The following is a 17,029-nucleotide window of genomic DNA, read 5'->3' as shown; positions in this document are numbered from 1 at the left end:
CCCGACCGGGTTCTTGCCGACACCGATGGGGTTGCCCACGGTGCGATTGGTGGCCGTGTCGATCACCGACACCGAATCCGAGCCGGCATTGACCGCATAAGCCCGACGTCCGTCCGGGGACACCGCCACCCCGACCGGGTTCTTGCCGACACCGATGGGGTTGCCCACGGTGCGATTGGTGGCCGTGTCGATCACCGACACCGAATCCGAGCCGGCATTGACCGCGTAGGCCCAGCGTCCGTCCGGGGAGACCGCCACCCCCTGCGGGTTGTCACCGACGGGAATGGGGTTACCCACGGTGCGGTTGGTGGCGGTGTCGATCACCGACACCGAATCCGAGCCGGAGTTGGCCGCGTAGGCCCGGCGTCCGTCCTGGGAGACCGCCAGTCTGATGGGGTTCTTGCCGACACCGATGGGGTTGCCCACGGTGCGATTGGTGGCCGTGTCGATCACCGACACCGAATCCGAGCCGGAGTTGGCCGCGTAGGCCCTGCGTCCGTCCGGGGAGACCGCCACCCCCTGCGGCTTGCTGCCGACGCGAATGGGGTTGCCCACGGTGCGATTGGTGGCCGTGTCGATCACCGACACCGAAGCCGGGTCGAAGTAGTTGGTCGCATAGGCCCGGCGCCCATCTGGCGACACCGCCACCCCGCCCGGGGAGTTGCCGACCTGGATCGAGGACACGGACGGTGCGGTGGCTTCAGGACCCGAGGAGCGGGACTGTGCCAGGTAGATGCCGCCGCCCGCTGCGGCAAGCACCACCAGCGTCACCCCCGCGATGAGCCTGGCCCGGCGGTTTCCGGGCCGCGGCGGACGAAGCCGCAGCCGGGCCTCGTCCCCTTTGTGCGGCAGCGGTTCCGGGGGCGGGCCGGCCGGTTCCCCCGACCCGGCCGGCAGGATCTTGGTCGGCGGGGCCGATTCTTGGGGGCGCGGCGGCTTCGAGGCGGGGGGCCACTCGGGCGGCGGCGCCTCCGGTGAGGGAGCCGGTTGCTGCAAAGGGGAGGCGTGGGGCTGGTCGGCGATCGAGGCGAGCCGCCATGCGGCGTCCTCACCGTCCATCCTGTCCGCGGGGTCCTTGGCCAGCAGCCCGAAGAGGACCGGGCTCAGGTCCGTCGCCTCGCGCGGCGGGCTCGGGGACTCGAACAGCAGGGCGCTCAGCGTGGTGATGGCGGTGTCGCGGTCGAAGGGACCAACCCCCTCGAGGGCGTAGTACAGGGTGGCCCCGAGCGAGAACAGGTCGGCGGCAGGGGTGGGCGGCTGACTGTTGACCCGCTCCGGGGCCATGAAGCGCGGCGTCCCGAGGATCTCCAGGGTGGCGGTCAGGCGGTCCTCCCCGGAGCTCGGCTCCAGCGCGATGCCGTAGTCGGTGAGCATCACCCGGCCGCCGCCCTCTGTCGGACAGGAGGGCTGGGGCCCCGGATGGGTCAGCAGGATGTTGGCCGGTTTGACGTCCCGGTGCAGGACACCGAGCCGGTGTCCCTCCAGCAGGGCGTCGAGGACCGCCAGACCGATCCGGGCGACGTCGCGGGGCGGCAGCGGCCCTCGCTCGCGCACCACCGCCTCCAGGTCCATGGAGTCGGGGACGTATTCCATGACGATCCACGGCAGGCCGTCCTCTTCCACGATGTCGTGGACGGTGACGACATGCGGATGGTTGCGCAGCCGGGCGGCGTGCCGGGCCTCGCCGCGGGCCCTCGCAATCCGGGATCCCACCTCGCATTCGGGGACGTCCGGCGGCAGAATGATCTCCTTGAGCGCGACCTCGCAGGCCAGTTCCTGGTCGTACGCCAGCCACACACGTCCCATGCCGCCGGTGCCGAGCCGACGCAGAAGCCGGTAGCGTCCGGTGATCACGCGCCCGGCGGCCTCTTGCGCTCCTGTCATGGCACTCTTCTTCCAGGACGGCCAGCAGGGGTTCCTCGGCGAGCGCTGAAGGGGCCCTCTCTCCACGTATCGCACATCGCCCGAAGAGCGGCAAGTCACCCAGACGGGTGTAGCCCAGCTCGCGTACCGCGTGCGTGGTTCACGCCCGCCGAGACCGCGTCGGCGGCCACCCAGCGGGCCGGACGCCCCGCCTGGCGCGGCCCCTCAGGCGTCGCGTCGGCCAGCTGGGGTGTGCTGGCGAAGGCGAGGTTGTCGGGGACACCCGTCTACTCGCGGCGTTCGTCGTCGGCGACCCAGTCCCGGGTCAGGTACACGGCCCGGCCGATCAGCGCGCCCTGCGGCGGTGACGTAGGCGAGGTGGGCGGCGACCTGGCACAGCCCGACCCCGCCCAGGGCGCCCGAGTGCTGGCGTGCGGCAGTTCGCCCGCTCGATGCCCATCAGCATGACCTCGATCATCGTCGGGGCCGCGATCGGCGCGGTCTACTTCAAGGAGCGCCTCGGCGCGCCCCGGCTCGCGGCGGCGGGTCTGCTGGTCGTGGGGATCGGGCTGATGCTGCACGCGGGCCGGCTATGGCTAGGTCCGTGCCCCGGCCAGAACCTGGCCGGGGCACGGCTGTATCCAGACGACTCCAAGCTTTCGCAGTTGTGTGCGCCCGTCAGAGCCTTGTAAGGCTGATCGGCACAATCACTCCGGAGCCATGTGCGCAGGTCTGGCGAGGCAACACGTGCACGCGCTGCGGGAGCCGACCGGGGAGCCAACCGGGCCGTCCGACGGTCACGTCCATTGATGGAGTGGTGTATCGACGGCCACTCGGTGATCTCTTCTTCGAGGCCATGCGGTGAGTCCGGTGGGCAGGACGGTGTCGTCGGTTTCTGACTCGATCGGGTGGAGGCGGACCTTGGCCAGCAGGTCGAGTCCCATGGAGCGGCGGGCCTCGGTCCATTCGTCGTTCTGCTCGGCCAGGACGGCGCCGACCAGGCGGATCAGGGCGGTGCGGTCGGGGAAGACGCCGACCACGTCGGTGCGGCGCCTGATCTCCTTGTTCAGCCGTTCCTGTGGATTTTTGGACCAGATCTGCCGCCAGATCTCGCGCGGAAAGACGGTGAACGCCAGCACGTCCGCCTGCGCGATGTCGAGATGCTCTGCGGCCTTGGGGAACTTGGCCTCCAGAGCGTCGAGCACGTGCCTCATCCGGGGCTGGACGGCGTCGGCGTCGGGCTGTTCGACGATGGTCTGCAGCAGCGTGGCGACCCAGGGCTGGCCCGACTTGGGCACCTGGCTCAGCAACGAGCGGGCGTAGTGGGTGCGGCATCGCTACCGGCTCGCCCCGGGCAGCGTGGCGCCGATCGCGTTGATCAGGCCCATGTGTGCGTCGGAGATGACCAGTTGGACGCCGGACAGGCCGCGGGCGATGAGCGAGCACAGGAAGGCAAGCAAGCCGGCACCGTCCTCGGTGGTGGCGACGTCCAGGCCGAGGATCTCGCGGTGACCGTCGGCGTTGATGCCGACCGCGATCAGCGCGTGGACGTTGATGATGCGGCCGCCCTCGCGGACCTTCTGCGTGAGCGCGTCGACCCGGACGAACGTGTAGGGGCCGGCGTCCAGGGGCCTGTTGCGGAAGGCGGCGACCTGCTCAGGTGCTTGGCCATCGCGCTGACCTGGGACTCCGACAGCTGGGTGACGCCCAGAGACTCGGCCGGCTTCTCGACGCGGCGGGTGGAGACGCCGAGCAGGTAGGCGCTGGCGACCATGCTGATGAGGGCCTGCTCGGCCCGCCGCCCGCGTTCAAGGAGCCAGTGCGGGAAGTGGCTGCCGGACCTGAGCTTGGGAAGGGCAAGTTCGACGGTGCCGGCCCTCGTGTCCCACTCGCGCGGGCGACAACCGTTGCGGTGGTTGACTCTCTCCTCGCTGACCTGCCCGTATTCGGCGTTGCAGAGCGCATCCGCCTTGGCGGACATGAGGGCGACACGCCACGACAGCTCCACTGGCCGACTACCAGGAGTGAGTCCGCCAAGCGCCCGACATCAGTGCTGACATCGGCCGCCCTGAGCCGCCATGGGTTTCAGCGGCCGTCAGTGCCCCGACGACGTGCCGCATTCCGCTCTCTGCCGCAGGCCACAGCATCAGCCCCAGGAGACGAGGATCTTCATGCTGCTTCACGTTACGCGCCGGTGAGGGAACTTCCTACGAGGCGGAGAGGTGGCTGAGCCCACTCGGGAATTCCGACACCGACGTCCGCAACGCCTACGCGGACTCTCCTTCAGCTGATGGACCTTGCCCGCTAGGTTTCGTGAACATGGCATACGACAGGCCCAGACAGGTGGACGTGGTCCACCATCCGGGGGATCCGCCAGGGCCGCCGCTACAGGTACGGGTGGGGGACGAGGTCGTCATCACTCTCCACGGATCACCCGCCTACGGGTGGACGCCGGTCGAGGTGGTCACGGGACCCTTGGCGGTGACCGCTGCGGACATGTCCGAGGGGACCGTACGGGTCACGGTCAGGGCGGCCGGCGCCGGTGAGGCGGAGCTGCGGTCGATGTCGTCGTTCCGCGGGGATCCGTTCGGGCCGCAAACGCGGATGTGGCGGCTGCTGGTGCACGTCGAACCGTTGTAGACGTGCGACCGTCATGGGGCCACGGTGAAGGTCGGTTTCCAGACTCGCGAGGGCGGGCTGTGCGGTCGGGGTGCAGGTGTCGGCTGAGCCAGGGTGGCTGTGCCTGGAGACGCGGCGCGTGCGGTCGCGGACCTGGTGCCGTCGGGTGCCAGGCTGTCGTCGAGCACCGTGACCGCCTTCGGGCTCGAGCTCGTGACCGGCGCCCAGCGCTAGTGGGGTGGCGGCTTGAGTGATGTGGATCGTCGTGCCGACGCGGACGCAGCTAGTGCGCAGGGGGTTGTCGGCAGGCGGGTAGCGAACCCTGACAGTGTCGCTGAGGCACAGGCGAGCGGGAGCGCCGGCCGTGGCCGATGTGTCGTGGGGCGCCGAGGTGGAGGAGGCCGGGCTCCCGTGGGACGCCGGGGCCGAAGTGGAGACCGGAAGGGCTCCTTGGCAGGCACGATGGCCCCGGTACCGGATGCGCAGGCGGCGGCTGAAACAACGAGGGCGACAACGGCGAGCGAGCGGGCGCCCGTGTGGCGGGGTCTCACGGTGCTTCCGGGCGGAGTTGGGACAGGCCGGCGGTGGGACGCCGCTGTTGCTCGATCCGTTCCCCGGCCCGACGGGCACTCATGCCCCCGTTACGGGCGATACAGGGGAATCCCTTGGGCGATACAGAGGAAACCCTGTGTTTTTACTGTGAGTTGACTGCACTCTGTAAATTCTCGGTTGCTTCGCGCCACGCAGGCTTCTTCTCTCTTGTTGCGTGACATGTCCAGTGCAACCATCCCGGATTGCGAACACGCGCTCCATCGGCGTGAACGTCCTTCTTCTCCCTACATGCCGGACGAACTCCGGCTGGCCGAAAGGATGTTCCGTGTCCCGATCCAGACGCAGACGCAGACGCAGACGCGGTCGCATAGCCGCGCTCACCGCGATCCTGACCGCCGTTCCCGCCCTCTGGCTCGCCGCCCCCGCCGCCCAGGCCGACCCCGCACCCCACACCCCGACGGCCCACCGCTCGGCCGACACCGGCCCCGCCGTCCGGCACGACACCTCTCCCACCCTGCGCTCCATGGCGGCCCACGCGCACCACGGCCGCCACGGCAGAAAGGAGCAGGGCGACGACCCCGGCGAGACGCGGCTGCCCCACCCGCCCGCGTCCCCCATCCCCGACCCGGTCGTGCAGTCCAGCCCCGGCGGACCTTCTGCCCCCTCGACGGGCACGAACTTCGAAGGCGTCGGCGCCGGGAACTACTCGATCACCGGTGTCCCGCCGGACCCGAACGCCGCCGTCGGCTCCAGCCAGATCGTCGAGACCGTGAACACCGCCTACGCGGTGTACTCCAAGTCCGGGACCACCGTCCTCGCGCCGACCAACACCAGCACGCTCTGGTCCGGGTTCGGCGGCTCGTGCGAGACCACCAACGACGGTGACGCCGTGGTCCGCTGGGACACCCTGGCCGGCCGCTGGGTGGTGACGCAGTTCGCGAACGTCTCCTCGTCCTCCGGCCCGTACTACGAGTGCGTGGCCGTCTCCACCGGCGCGGACGCGACGGGCAGCTACTACCGCTACTCGTTCCAGTACGCCAACTTCCCCGACTACCCGAAGCTGTCGGTGTGGCCGGACGCGTACTACGTCACGTACAACATGTTCACCGCCTCCGGCAGCTTCCTGAACGCCGAGGCGTGCGCCCTGAACCGCTCCGCCATGCTCACCGGCGCGAGCGCCACCCAGCAGTGCTTCACCACCTCGTCCTCCTACGGCGGCCTGCTCGGCGCGGACCTGGACGGCTCGACCGCGCCGCCGTCCGGCGAGCCGGAGCTGATGGTGGGCCTGGGCACGACGAGTACGACGCTGGCCTACTGGAAGTTCCACGTCGACTGGACCACGACGTCCAACTCGACCTTCGCCGGGCCGTCGACACTGACCGTCGCCTCGTACACCACCGCCTGCGGCAGTTCGGGCACGTGCATCCCGCAGAGCGGGACCAGTCAGCAGCTCGACTCGCTCTCCGACCGGCTGATGTTCCGACTGGCCTACCGCAACTTCGGCGACCACGAGTCGCTGGTCGTCAACGACGCGGTCACGGCAGGGAGTTCGGTGGGCGTGCGGTGGTACGAGCTGCGCATGTCCGGCGGCAGCCCGACCGTCTACCAGCAGGGCACCTACGCACCTGACTCCACGTACCGCTGGATGGGTTCGATCGCCGAGGACAAGGTCGGCAACATCGCCCTCGGCTACTCGCAGTCCTCTTCCTCGGTGCATCCGTCGGTCCGCTACACCGGCCGTCTGGCCGGGGACACGCTCGGCACGATGACGCAGGGCGAGGTCACCGCGATCACCGGCGGCGGCTCGCAGACCAGCTACAGCCGCTGGGGCGACTACACCTCGATGTCCGTCGACCCGACGGACGACTGCACCTTCTGGTACACGAACGAGTACATCCCCGCCAACGGCAACTTCAACTGGCACACCCGGCTGGCCTCGTTCACGCTGCCCAACTGCGGTTCCACCGCGAGCAACGACTTCTCGATCGGCGTCAGCCCGGCCTCGTCCGGTGTCGCCGCCGGCTCGTCGGCGACCACCACGGTGTCCACTGCCGTCACCTCGGGTTCGGCGCAGTCGGTGAGCCTGTCCGCGTCCGGGCTGCCCAGCGGTGCGACCGCGAGCTTCAACCCGACGTCGGTCACCGCGGGCGGCTCCTCCACGCTGACAGTGGCCACCTCCTCGTCGACGCCGGCGGGGACGTACAACATCACCGTCACCGGCACCGGCGCCTCGGCCACGCACACCGCCACCTACACGCTCACCGTCACCTCCGGCAGCGGCGGCGGGATCACGAACGGCGGCTTCGAGACGGACAGCCTGTCCGGCTGGACCCCGGCCGGGACCACATCGGTGGTCAGCTCCGGTGCGCACAGCGGAACGTACGCCGCCCAGCTCGGCAGCACGTCGCCGACCAACGGTGACTCCTCGATCGCCCAGACGTTCACGGCGCCCTCCGGGACCAGCACGCTCGGCTTCTCCTACAACGTGACCTGCCCGGACACACTCACCTACGACTGGGCCACGGCCACGCTCAAGGACAACACGACCGGCACCACGACCACCGTGCTGGCCAAGACCTGCGTGTCGTCCTCCGGCTGGCTCCAGAAGACCGCCTCGGTCACGGCCGGGCACAGCTACACGCTCACCCTGGTCAGCCATGACGACAACTACACGGGTGACGCCACGTACACCCGCTACGACGACGTGACCCTGTCCTGATCAGCGCGTCGTCCCCGGGTGGGCCGCCGGCCGCGCGTCGTCGGCCCACCCCCGTTCCCCCACTCCCCAACGGCAAGGGGTCTCCTCATGTCGCGCACTGCTGTCCGCAGATCCGTGGCAACTGCCACCGCCGCTCTGCTCTCGTTGGGCGGTCTGCTCCTCGCGTCCCATCCGGCACTGGCCGACGTCTCCAACGGCGGCTTCGAATCCGGCAGCCTGACCGGCTGGACCACCACCGGCACCACGAGCGTCGTCAACTCCGGTGCGCACAGCGGTACATACGCCGCCCGGGTCGGCGGCACGTCGCCCACCAACGGCGACTCCTCGATCGCCCAGAGCTTCACCGCACCCACCGGTGCTACACAGATGTCCTTCTGGTACAGCGTCACCTGTCCCGACACGGTGACGTACGACTGGGCCACGGCCACCCTCGCCGACACCACGACCGGCACCATGACGACCGCACTGGCCAAGACCTGCACCAACGGCCAGGGCTGGAAGCAGGTCACGTCCTCCGTGACCGCCGGGCACAGCTACACGCTCACCCTCGTCAGCCACGACGACAACTACGCGGGCGACGCCACCTACACGCTCTACGACGACGTGGCCTTCACCACGACCGCCCCGCCGCCCGGCCTGACCCAGGTCAGCACGGACCCGTTCACCAACACCTCCAGCCAGCACGCCACCGAGCTGGAGCCGGACACCTTCGCGTACGGCAACACGATCGTCGCCTCCTCCCAGGTCGGCCGGTTCACCGACGGCGGCTCCTCCGACATCGGCTGGAACACCTCCACCGACGGCGGCACCACCTGGCAGCACGGCATGCTCCCCGGCATCACCACCTACCAGGGCGGCAGCTGGGCCCGAGTCTCCGACCCGGCCGTGGCCTACGACGCCAAGCACGGCACCTGGATGGTGGCCGGGCTGGTCATCGACTCCAACGCCAATGGCGCGGGCGTGACGGTCAGCCGCTCGTCGAACGGCACGAGCTGGCAGAACCCGGTCATGGCGGTCGGCAATGACGGCCAGGGCTACGACAAGGAATGGATCGTCTGCGACAACACGGCCGCCAGCGGCTTCTACGGCACCTGCTACGTCGAGGTCGACGTCACCTCGTCCGGCAACGGCATCGTCATGAGCCGCTCCACCGACGGCGGCGCCACCTGGTCCAGCCCCGTCTCGCCTTCCGGGAACCCCGGCGGGCTCGGCGGCCAGCCGCTGGTCCAGCCGAACGGCACGGTCGTGGTCCCCTACTCCGCCAACGGCAGCGCCGTCCGGGCGTTCAGCTCCACCAACGGCGGCTCCAGCTGGTCCTCCAGCACGCTGATCGCGAACGTCTCCAGCCATGGCGTGGCCGGCAATCTGCGCGACGGCGAGGGCCTGCCGTCCGCCGAGATCGACGGCTCCGGCAAGGTCTACGTCGCCTGGCAGGACTGCCGCTTCCGTTCCGGCTGCCCGGCGAACGACATCGTCTACGCCACCTCGACCAACGGCACCACCTGGTCGTCGGTGACCCGCGTACCGATCGACGCCACCTCCAGCGGCGTGGACCACTTCATCCCCGGCATCGGCGTCGACCCCGCCACCTCCGGCACGACGGCGAAGATCGGCCTCTATTACTACTTCTATCCGAACGCCAACTGCACCGCCTCCACCTGCCAACTGGAGGTCGGCTACATCTCCTCCGCCAACGGCGGCAGCACCTGGAGCAGCCCGACCACCGTCGCGGGCCCCATGTCCCTGTCCCAGATCGCCAACTCCACCCAGGGCAGCATGGTCGGTGACTACATCTCCACCTCCGTCATCAGCGGCAAGGCTGTTTCCGTCTTCGCCGTCGGCAAGACCCCGGCCAACGGGCAAGCCTTCGACGAGGCCCTCTACACCGCTGGGCCCCTCACCGTCACCGGCGGCAGCACCGCCGCCACAACCCATGGGGCCGCGACCGTAGCCGCACCACAGGGGCCCGCCGGATCCGTGCCTCTGCCGATCCGACGCTGATCTCTCCACTGTTCGCTCCGAGGTGCGTTCCGGTGTCCGTCGGCACGCACCTCGGCCAGTGCACCTCTCCGCCCGGCCCTCGGTCCCCGCCGGCCGAGGAACCGACCGGCGCCGCGGGAAGTCCGACCCGTATGAAGAGCCCCCTTCGCACCGCGCTCGCCGTCCTGGCGCTGGCCGCCGCGGTCTCGGCCGCCGGATGCGGGGTCTCCCGCGGAGCCGGGTCGCCGCACGCGTCCGGCTCCGGGATCCAGGGCCGCACCATGGTCGACGGCGGCTGCCCGGTGGTCCGCCGGCACAGCCCCTGCCCCGACCGGCCCCTGCGGGCCCGGGTGACCATCACCAGCGGCGATCACTCAAAGAAGGTCACCGAGACCACCAGCGGCACGGACGGCCACTTCCGCATCGCACTGCCACCAGGCACCTACGCCGTCCGCCCCGCCAACCTCACCGGCGCCGTGGACCCGATCGCCCGACCGGTGACCGTCACCGTCACCGACGGGCGGTTCACCACGGTCGTCATCCACTTCGACTCGGGCATCCGATGAGGCCCTTCCGACCGCCTGCGCAGGCAGCGGCGCCGGCTCCGAGGCGGAGTCGGCACCCCCGCGCCCTTCCGTCGTCCTGAGGCGAACGCCAGACGGCCGGTGCGCCCCCGGGAGCGGGGTTCGCACCGGCCGTCGTGGTGTGACGAGCGTCCGCCGTGGTCAGTCCTTACGGCCCTTGAGGCGCCGTACGTCGAAGGACCAGATGCCTCGCCCGTGGGTGGCGGCGTACAGCTTGCCGTCGGGGCCGAGGCGCAGTTCCATGACGGCCGTGGTGGGCAGGTTGTGCCCCAGGACGAGCCACTTCGTGGCGCCGGCGGGGCGGTAGAAGGTGGCCAGGTCGGTGCCGAGGGCGAGGCCGCCGTTCGGGAGGAGCTTGACCGTGTCGGCGGGCACGTCGGGCAGGTTGGCGGAGATGTCCGTCCAGCTCGCGCCGCCGTCCCTGGACTCGAAGACGTGGCCGACGCCCGCGCCCGGGCCCTCGGTGAACCGGCGCGAGAAGCCGTTGATCGCCACATACACGTGCTGGGCGTTCGCCGGATCGATCTCGAAGCCGGAGACGTAGCGGTTCGGGACGGTGCCGTCGACCGGGAGGTTCAGCTGGTGCCAACCCGTGCCGTCGGCGTTGCCGACCGCGATGCCCCGGGTGAAGCCCTGATTGTTGCACGGTCCGCACCAGCCGACGTACACCGTGCCGCCCGACGAGGCCACGGCCGTGGCCACGTGGCCCTCACCGAGGTCGTAGGCGTTCGTCCACTCCTTGCCGGAGCGGATCGCGAAGCCCTTGGTCTGCACCCACACGTGCCGGCCGCCCGCCACCCAGGTGTTGGAGTCCTTGGCGTCGGCAGCGATCGGGGCGATGAAGCGGGCGCCCGCGCCACCCTGGTCCTTGTCCGGCGGGGCGACCTCGTACTCGGTGGCCTTGGACGGGTCCGTCGACCAGGAACCGTCGTTCACGCCACAGTTCTGGGTGACCCACATGTCGAGGTAGACGTACTCGGCGGCGATGTTGCAGCCGTTGGCGGGGTCGGCGATGGTGTCTCCGCCGTCACCGCCGAAGTTCGAGCCCATGACCTTGTCGTGGCCGCGCAGGATCGACTGGCCGTTGTCCTGCAGACCTCCGGTCACCGAGACGCCGCCGTTGGCGAGGTCCTTGCCGACGCCCACCGAGTAGTACTGGAGGGTGTCGAGGGTGCCGTCGCTCAGGGACTGCCAGTCCTTGGCGTGGCCGCCGGAGTCGACGGCGCCGTTCAGCGGGCGCCGGTAGATGCCGCCGTCGTTGCCGACGTACGCCCAGGTCTTGCCCTGGTAGCTGCCGATCGCGACCGCGTGCTGGTCGGAGTGCGTGGTCGGCGAGCAGTCACCGGTCTGCTTGGCCGGGTCGATGCTCCAGCAGGGGAAGGGGAAGTTCCAGTACGGGCCCGGCACGGTCCAGCTCTGGCCGCCGTTCTTGGTCTCGAAGACCTCTTCCAGGCCGAGGTAGACGTGGTCGGCGTTGGCCGGGTCGACCTGGAGGAACTGGTTGTACCAGGCCTGGATTCCGGGCATGTAGCCCGCGCTCTGCAGGGCCGAGCCGGACGCCTTCAGCTTGGTGTAGTCGGCGATCAGCGTCCACGGGCCGAACGGCGAGCCGTTCTTCGACACGTACACGCCCTTGAGCCCACTGTCCGGGTTGGCGGCCATCTGCGCCGGCGACTGGTCGATGGCGTACAGGCGGGAGCCGTCGGCCGCCGCGGCGAACGTCATGTTGCCGACGTCGGCGCTGGTGGTGGGCAGGTCACCGAGACCGCTGACCGGCTTCCAGCTGCCGTCGTCCGCCTTCGCGTACAGACCGTTGTAGGTGTCGCCGCCGCGCCAGCCGACCGCGAGCAGGACCTTGTCCGGGTCCTTGGGGTCGACGGCGATGTCGTTGGCGATGTTCTTGTACGGCGCGCTCGGGTCGTCCGCCTTCGAACCACCCGGCAGATAGTCCGGGTTGGGCGCGAACTCGTGCTTCCACGGCCCGGACAGGGTGGTCATGGAGTGCGACCAGACGCCGGTGCTGGTCGCCGCCCACACCCTGGTGCCGGCGAAGCGCAGGGCGTGGATGACGGTGGACTCCAGTTCGGCACCGCCCACGCGGTCGCCGGGCTGGAACTGGCCGTGGCGCGGGTCCTTGAGGACGTACACGCCGGTACCGACGAAGGACGTCGCCCCGGTGTTGGACTCGCCGGTCGCGTACCAGAGCCGGTTCTGGCCGTCCAGCGAGAGGGTGCCCGTCGACAGGGACGGCAGCTTGTCGGAGATCGGCTTCCAGTGCCCGCCGCCGGTCGTGGACCGGAAGACACCGCCGTTGGCGCCGCCCGCGTACACATAGCCGTGGTCGTCGGCGGCGATCCCGGTGATCCGGCCGGTCACGTCGCCCGCGCCACCGCTGGAGTTGGAGTTCACATCGCGGTAGCGGGGGTCGTCGGAGTTGTACGCCTTCTTGGTGACGTGGTCCCAGCCGCCGGCCGTGTGCCGCATGGACTGAAGCTGCTGCCAGGCAGCCCCGTAGGCGCCGGGCGCGACCACGCCGGGCGCGGTGCGGGCCTCGGTGAACTGGGCCGTCGCCTCGGCGGAGTTCTCCGCCTCGTCAGCACCGCCGTCATCGCCCTCCGCGGCGAACGCGGACATGCCGTGGCCCGCGTGCACCGCCTTGATGTGCTCGCGGCCGATGGCGGCCTGGTGACCCGCCTGCCAGGGCCGGGGTCTGGTGTCGTTCGACGCCGCGAACGACTGGGTGCTGACCAGTCCGAACGCGGCCGCCACGACGGTGCAGGTCATGAACCGTCGCTGGTACTTCGGGGGCAACATGCCCTCTCCTCCCTGCACCAGGCATATGGGGGTGCCCCGGCGCAGGAGGATCTTGGCGTGAGCACAACAGTCACACAAAGGGCTCACAGGAAAAATGATGGGTTGTTTACCTTGCACCTCACATGAACCTGAACTTCCGCTCGGTGCAAGTGGACTTCTGCGGCGTGTCGGGGCTCTGGTAACAGAAAGCCGACCAACTGCGCTGCACCTGATGAGGTGCGCCGTCACTCCGAGAGACCGAAGGGCGAACGAGGCCATTTTTGACAATCGTTACGTTTGTCAGGTTATAAAGTCGCTGTAAACCTCTGTGGTTGGAGGAGCGGACGGGAGTACGGTTCCGGCGCTCGGCAGCAGGAGATCAAGTGCGGCCGTAGGGGCGGCCGCGACTGACGCCGAAGAAGCCGGAGACAGTCCATGCGTGTGTATTCCGCACGGCGCAGACCGCGCCGCGGGGCGGAGAGCGGCGGCAGAGCGGCACTCGCCGTCGTCGCCGCCACACTCCTGATAGCGGGGACCGGACCGGTCGCCGCCTACGGGGCGAGCGTCACGGATCACAGCCGCCATGACGTGGCGGGCGAGGCGTCCCGTGAACTGATGGAGTCCCTCGACGCGTTCAACGAGCCAAGGCTCTCCCCCAGCGGCCAGATCGCGGCGGGCGCGTACGCCGGCGCCTGGGCGCACATCAAGAACATGCCGGTCACGTCCGGCAGTTGGACGGAGGTCACCACCTCCCCGTACAACGAGGACGCGCTGCACTACCGCGACCGCTCGGCCTCCAACTCCGGTGCCGGTGCGGGCCACTCGGCCGGCCGTATCGCCGCTCTGGCCACCGACCCCACCCACCAGGGCGTGGTCTACGCGGGTGCCGCCGGCGGCGGTGTGTTCCGCTCCACCGACGACGGCAGGACCTGGACGCCGATCGCCGACCGGCTGCCCGCCCTGTCCGTGGGCGCCCTCACGGTCGCGCCCGACGGCTCGCTGTGGCTGGCCACCGGCGAGGCCACCACCGCCTCCGACAACTACCTCGGCAGCGGTGTCTACCGTCTCGCCGACCCGGTCAGCGGCAGCTTCAGCGAGAGCGACAAGGTGGGCGGCACCGAGCTGGACAGCAGCTCGATCCACACCCTGACCTTCGACAAGGCCGCCGGTTACGTCTTCGCGGCCTCCTCGCACGGCGTCTTCCGGCGTCCGCTGTCGGCCGGGCAGTCCACCGCCTGGACGAAGGTCCTCGCCCCCTGCGCGGGCATCGGCATCAGCGGCGTGGGCTGCGGGGTGGACAGCCACTACGCGGACATCGCCAACGACATCGCCGTACAGCCCGGCAGCGACGGCAAGAAGCTGCTGGCCAACGTGGCCTGGCGCAGCGGCGCCGACTACAACGGCTTCTACTACTCCGACGACGCGGGCACCACCTGGAAGCGCGCCAACCCAACCGGCGCGATCAACCCCGCCGAGATCGGAAACGCCGCTTTCGCCTACGCGGCCGACGGCAGCAGGCTGTACGTCTCGATGGAGTCCCCCAAACTCCTCAACAAGACGTCCGGCTCCGGCGTGTACTCGGTGCTCGCCGGCGTGTACGTCAGCCCGAGCGGCAACGCCAGCGGCTCGTTCCAGCAGATCGCGACCTCCTCGTCGCTGTCGGCGTCCGGCTCCGCGATGAAGATCAACGAGATCGGCTCCGGCTACCAGCCCGGCTCCCAGGCCTGGTACGACCAGGTCATCGCGGTCGACCCGAGCGACCCGAAGCACGTCTACCTGGGCCTCGAGGAGATGTTCGAGTCCCGGGACGGCGGCGCCACCTGGAAGGCGATCGGCCGCTACTGGAACTTCGGCATGCCGTGCTTCTCGTACGAGCCGGCCGCGAACTCCTGCGACGGCGACGTGATGCACTCCGACCAGCACGCCCTCGCCTTCTCCCAGTGGAAGGGCGGCACGCCGGAGGTGTTCGTCGGCAACGACGGCGGCGCCTACGCCCGTCCCACCACGCAGACCACCGCCGGCTGGCGCAACCTCAACGAGTCCGGCACCCTGCGCGACCTCCAGTACTACTCGGTGCGCGCGGGGAAGATGACCGACGGCAGCGGCGAGGCCGTCTGGGGCGGTCTGCAGGACAACGGCGTCTCGCTGCTCGCGCCCAAGGGCGCCACCGACCAGGGGCAGCAGCTCAACCCGGACGGCGAGATGGTCTCCCCGTACGGCGGTGACGGCGGCGACCAGTTGGTCAACCCGGACAACGGCTGCCAGACGGTCGGCGAGTACGTCGACCTGGCGCTGCAGATCACGAACAACTGCGGCTACACCGCGAGCGACGACGGCTCCGAGGACGTCATCACCGACATCGCTCCCGGCGACCCCGGCGCCCGCTTCATCGCCCCCTTCAGCGCGGACGAGACCGACCCGAACGGCCTGTGGGTCGCGGGCGGCCAGTACGTCTGGGGCAACACCAGGACCTGGAACAGCACCTCCGGCGCCGACTGGACCAAGCTGTACGACCTGGGCGCCGGCCACTCCGCCTCGGCGGTCGCCAGCCGCGACCACGTGACGTGGGCGGCCTGGTGCGGACCCTGCTCGAAGGTCGACGGCACCTTCGGGCGCGGCATCGCCACCAACTACGGCGGCAGCTGGCACCAGGTGAGCCTGCCCGCCGCCTTCCCCAACCGCTACATCTCCTCTCTGGCCATCGACCCGTCCGACGCCTCCGGCAGGACGGTCTACGCGGTCGTCAACGGCTTCTCGCGGCACTGGAACGAGGGCCCCGGCGCCGGCTACGGCCACGTCTGGAAGACCACCGACGGCGGCACGACCTGGACGGACGTCAGCGGTGACCCCGCGGCATCGGACTCCTTCCCGGACGCCCCGGCCAACGCGGCGCTGATCACCAGGAACGGCACCCTCGTGGTCGCCACCGACCTGGGCGTGTTCACCAGCACCTCGGCGGGCCACTGGGCGCGCCTGGGCACCAACCTGCCCACCTCGCCGGCGGTCTACCTCTCGCCGAGCCCGGACGGCGGCCAGGTCTACGTGGCCACACACGGCCGCGGCATCTGGAAGACACCCACGCCGTAACGCCACGCCCCCGGCATTACCGGGGGGACGGCACCGAGGCCCCCGGACCGCTCCTCAGCGTCCGGGGGCCTCAGCCCGGGCGGCCCTCAGTGGCTCACTTCGCGGCGAGGACGAACCAGTGGGCCGGCAGGTCGATGCGGGTGCCGTCGGTGAGGTACTCGGTCTGCGGCAGGGTCGTCCCGCCCTCGGCGAGGACCGTCAGACCGGCCGCCTCGAGCAGGCGGGGGATCTCCTCGTCGTCGGCGTCGGCGGGCTTGAGCCCGTGCTGGAAGACGCGCTGGAGCTTGGGCCCCGGGCCACTGGGCTGGGACGCGGCGCGGCGCAGCACGTCCCGGGAGCCGGAGGTGAGTTCCACGACGAAGGCGCGCCCCTCGCTGCCGATGATCTCGGCGACGGCGGCGGCGACCGCGGGCCGCGCCTCCGGTTCACTCTGGTGGATGACGGCCCGCATGTAGACGTGGGCGTCGCCGAGCCGGTGGTGCAGGGCGCGGACGGCGTCGGCGTCGGTGAGGTCGAGCTGCTCGAACTCCACGGTGTCGTCGGTCGTGGCGCGGCGGGCGTGCTCGACGGCGGCGTGCGAGAGGTCGACGCCGACGGCGCGCGCGAACCGGGTGGCCAGGTAGCGGGTCGTGGTGCCGTTGCCGCAGCCGAGGTCGACCATGGTGCGCCCCGGGTCGGCGTGGGGCAGCAGCAGGGCGCTGTGCGGCTCGGCGGAGAGGGAGGGATCGCAGTCCCAGATCGCCTCGCCCGCCTCGTCGGAGGTCTCTTTCCAGTAACTTTCCCAGGCGTCGCGGTAGTTGTCCGAGACGTTCATGCGCTCTCCCCACGGTTC

8 protein-coding genes and 2 pseudogenes are annotated in these 17,029 nt (G+C 70.2%); 6 read left to right on the top strand and 4 right to left on the bottom strand.

Going from position 1 to position 17,029, the window contains the following annotated elements; translation table 11 throughout:
* On the bottom strand, positions 1 to 1,884 hold a 1,884-nt coding region (locus ACH47Z_RS21070; protein ID WP_399075740.1), incomplete at its 3' end, for a serine/threonine-protein kinase.
* Positions 1,885 to 2,330: 446 nt separating this feature from the next.
* On the opposite strand from ACH47Z_RS21070, the pseudogene ACH47Z_RS21065 reads away from it, so the two are divergent.
* Positions 2,331 to 2,450 (top strand): annotated as a pseudogene (locus ACH47Z_RS21065) (EamA family transporter); the annotation flags it as partial.
* A 210-nt stretch (positions 2,451 to 2,660) separates the two neighbouring features.
* Here the strand turns inward: ACH47Z_RS21065 and ACH47Z_RS21060 are convergent.
* Positions 2,661 to 3,850 (bottom strand): annotated as a pseudogene (locus tag ACH47Z_RS21060) (IS256 family transposase); the annotation flags it as partial.
* Positions 3,851 to 4,182: 332 nt separating this feature from the next.
* Between ACH47Z_RS21060 and ACH47Z_RS21055 the strand changes: the two are divergent.
* The 4 genes from ACH47Z_RS21055 (at position 4,183) to ACH47Z_RS21040 (ending at position 10,299) form a co-directional block, all read left to right on the top strand.
* The gene (locus ACH47Z_RS21055) at positions 4,183 to 4,503 is read left to right on the top strand and encodes a hypothetical protein (RefSeq protein ID WP_399075738.1); all 321 of its coding nucleotides are present in this window, start codon (positions 4,183 to 4,185) and stop codon (positions 4,501 to 4,503) included.
* 856 nt (positions 4,504 to 5,359) lie between these two features.
* Positions 5,360 to 7,753, top strand: a complete 2,394-nt coding sequence (locus ACH47Z_RS21050) for a hypothetical protein (RefSeq protein WP_399075735.1) — start codon at positions 5,360 to 5,362, stop codon at positions 7,751 to 7,753.
* Positions 7,754 to 7,840: 87 nt separating this feature from the next.
* Positions 7,841 to 9,754, top strand: a complete 1,914-nt coding sequence (locus tag ACH47Z_RS21045; RefSeq protein WP_399075733.1) for a hypothetical protein — start codon at positions 7,841 to 7,843, stop codon at positions 9,752 to 9,754.
* Between the two features lie 131 nt (positions 9,755 to 9,885).
* On the top strand, positions 9,886 to 10,299 hold the full coding sequence (locus ACH47Z_RS21040; RefSeq protein WP_399075731.1) for a hypothetical protein: 414 nt from the start codon (positions 9,886 to 9,888) through the stop codon (positions 10,297 to 10,299).
* Between the two features lie 159 nt (positions 10,300 to 10,458).
* Here the strand turns inward: ACH47Z_RS21040 and ACH47Z_RS21035 are convergent, their stop codons facing one another.
* The gene (locus ACH47Z_RS21035; RefSeq protein WP_399075730.1) at positions 10,459 to 13,131 is read right to left on the bottom strand and encodes a glycosyl hydrolase; all 2,673 of its coding nucleotides are present in this window, start codon (positions 13,129 to 13,131) and stop codon (positions 10,459 to 10,461) included.
* A 414-nt stretch (positions 13,132 to 13,545) separates the two neighbouring features.
* Between ACH47Z_RS21035 and ACH47Z_RS21030 the strand changes: the two genes are divergently transcribed.
* Positions 13,546 to 16,197 carry a WD40/YVTN/BNR-like repeat-containing protein gene (locus ACH47Z_RS21030; RefSeq protein ID WP_399075728.1) on the top strand — a complete coding sequence of 884 codons (2,652 nt, stop codon included), beginning with the start codon at positions 13,546 to 13,548 and terminating at the stop codon, positions 16,195 to 16,197.
* A gap of 94 nt (positions 16,198 to 16,291) precedes the next feature.
* On the opposite strand, the gene ACH47Z_RS21025 is transcribed toward ACH47Z_RS21030, so the two are convergent.
* Positions 16,292 to 17,011: a class I SAM-dependent methyltransferase gene (locus ACH47Z_RS21025; protein WP_399075725.1), complete on the bottom strand. Its 720-nt coding sequence runs from the start codon at positions 17,009 to 17,011 to the stop codon at positions 16,292 to 16,294.
* Positions 17,012 to 17,029 lie beyond the last annotated feature (18 nt).

This window comes from Streptomyces sp. NPDC020192 (assembly GCF_044388685.1).
Taxonomy (GTDB): domain Bacteria; phylum Actinomycetota; class Actinomycetes; order Streptomycetales; family Streptomycetaceae; genus Streptomyces.
The sequence above is the reverse complement of the archived record's forward strand: the minus strand, read 5'-3'. Positions and strand labels throughout refer to the sequence as shown.

Excerpts from the sequence above, each read along its gene's own strand:
- ACH47Z_RS21025 (WP_399075725.1), bottom strand. The coding sequence starts at position 17,011 with ATGAACGTCTCGGACAACTACCGCGACGCCTGGGAAAGTTACTGGAAA.
- ACH47Z_RS21035 (WP_399075730.1), bottom strand. The coding sequence starts at position 13,131 with ATGTTGCCCCCGAAGTACCAGCGACGGTTCATGACCTGCACCGTCGTG.
- ACH47Z_RS21055 (WP_399075738.1), top strand. The coding sequence starts at position 4,183 with ATGGCATACGACAGGCCCAGACAGGTGGACGTGGTCCACCATCCGGGG.
- ACH47Z_RS21030 (WP_399075728.1), top strand. The coding sequence starts at position 13,546 with ATGCGTGTGTATTCCGCACGGCGCAGACCGCGCCGCGGGGCGGAGAGC.
- ACH47Z_RS21045 (WP_399075733.1), top strand. The coding sequence starts at position 7,841 with ATGTCGCGCACTGCTGTCCGCAGATCCGTGGCAACTGCCACCGCCGCT.
- ACH47Z_RS21040 (WP_399075731.1), top strand. The coding sequence starts at position 9,886 with ATGAAGAGCCCCCTTCGCACCGCGCTCGCCGTCCTGGCGCTGGCCGCC.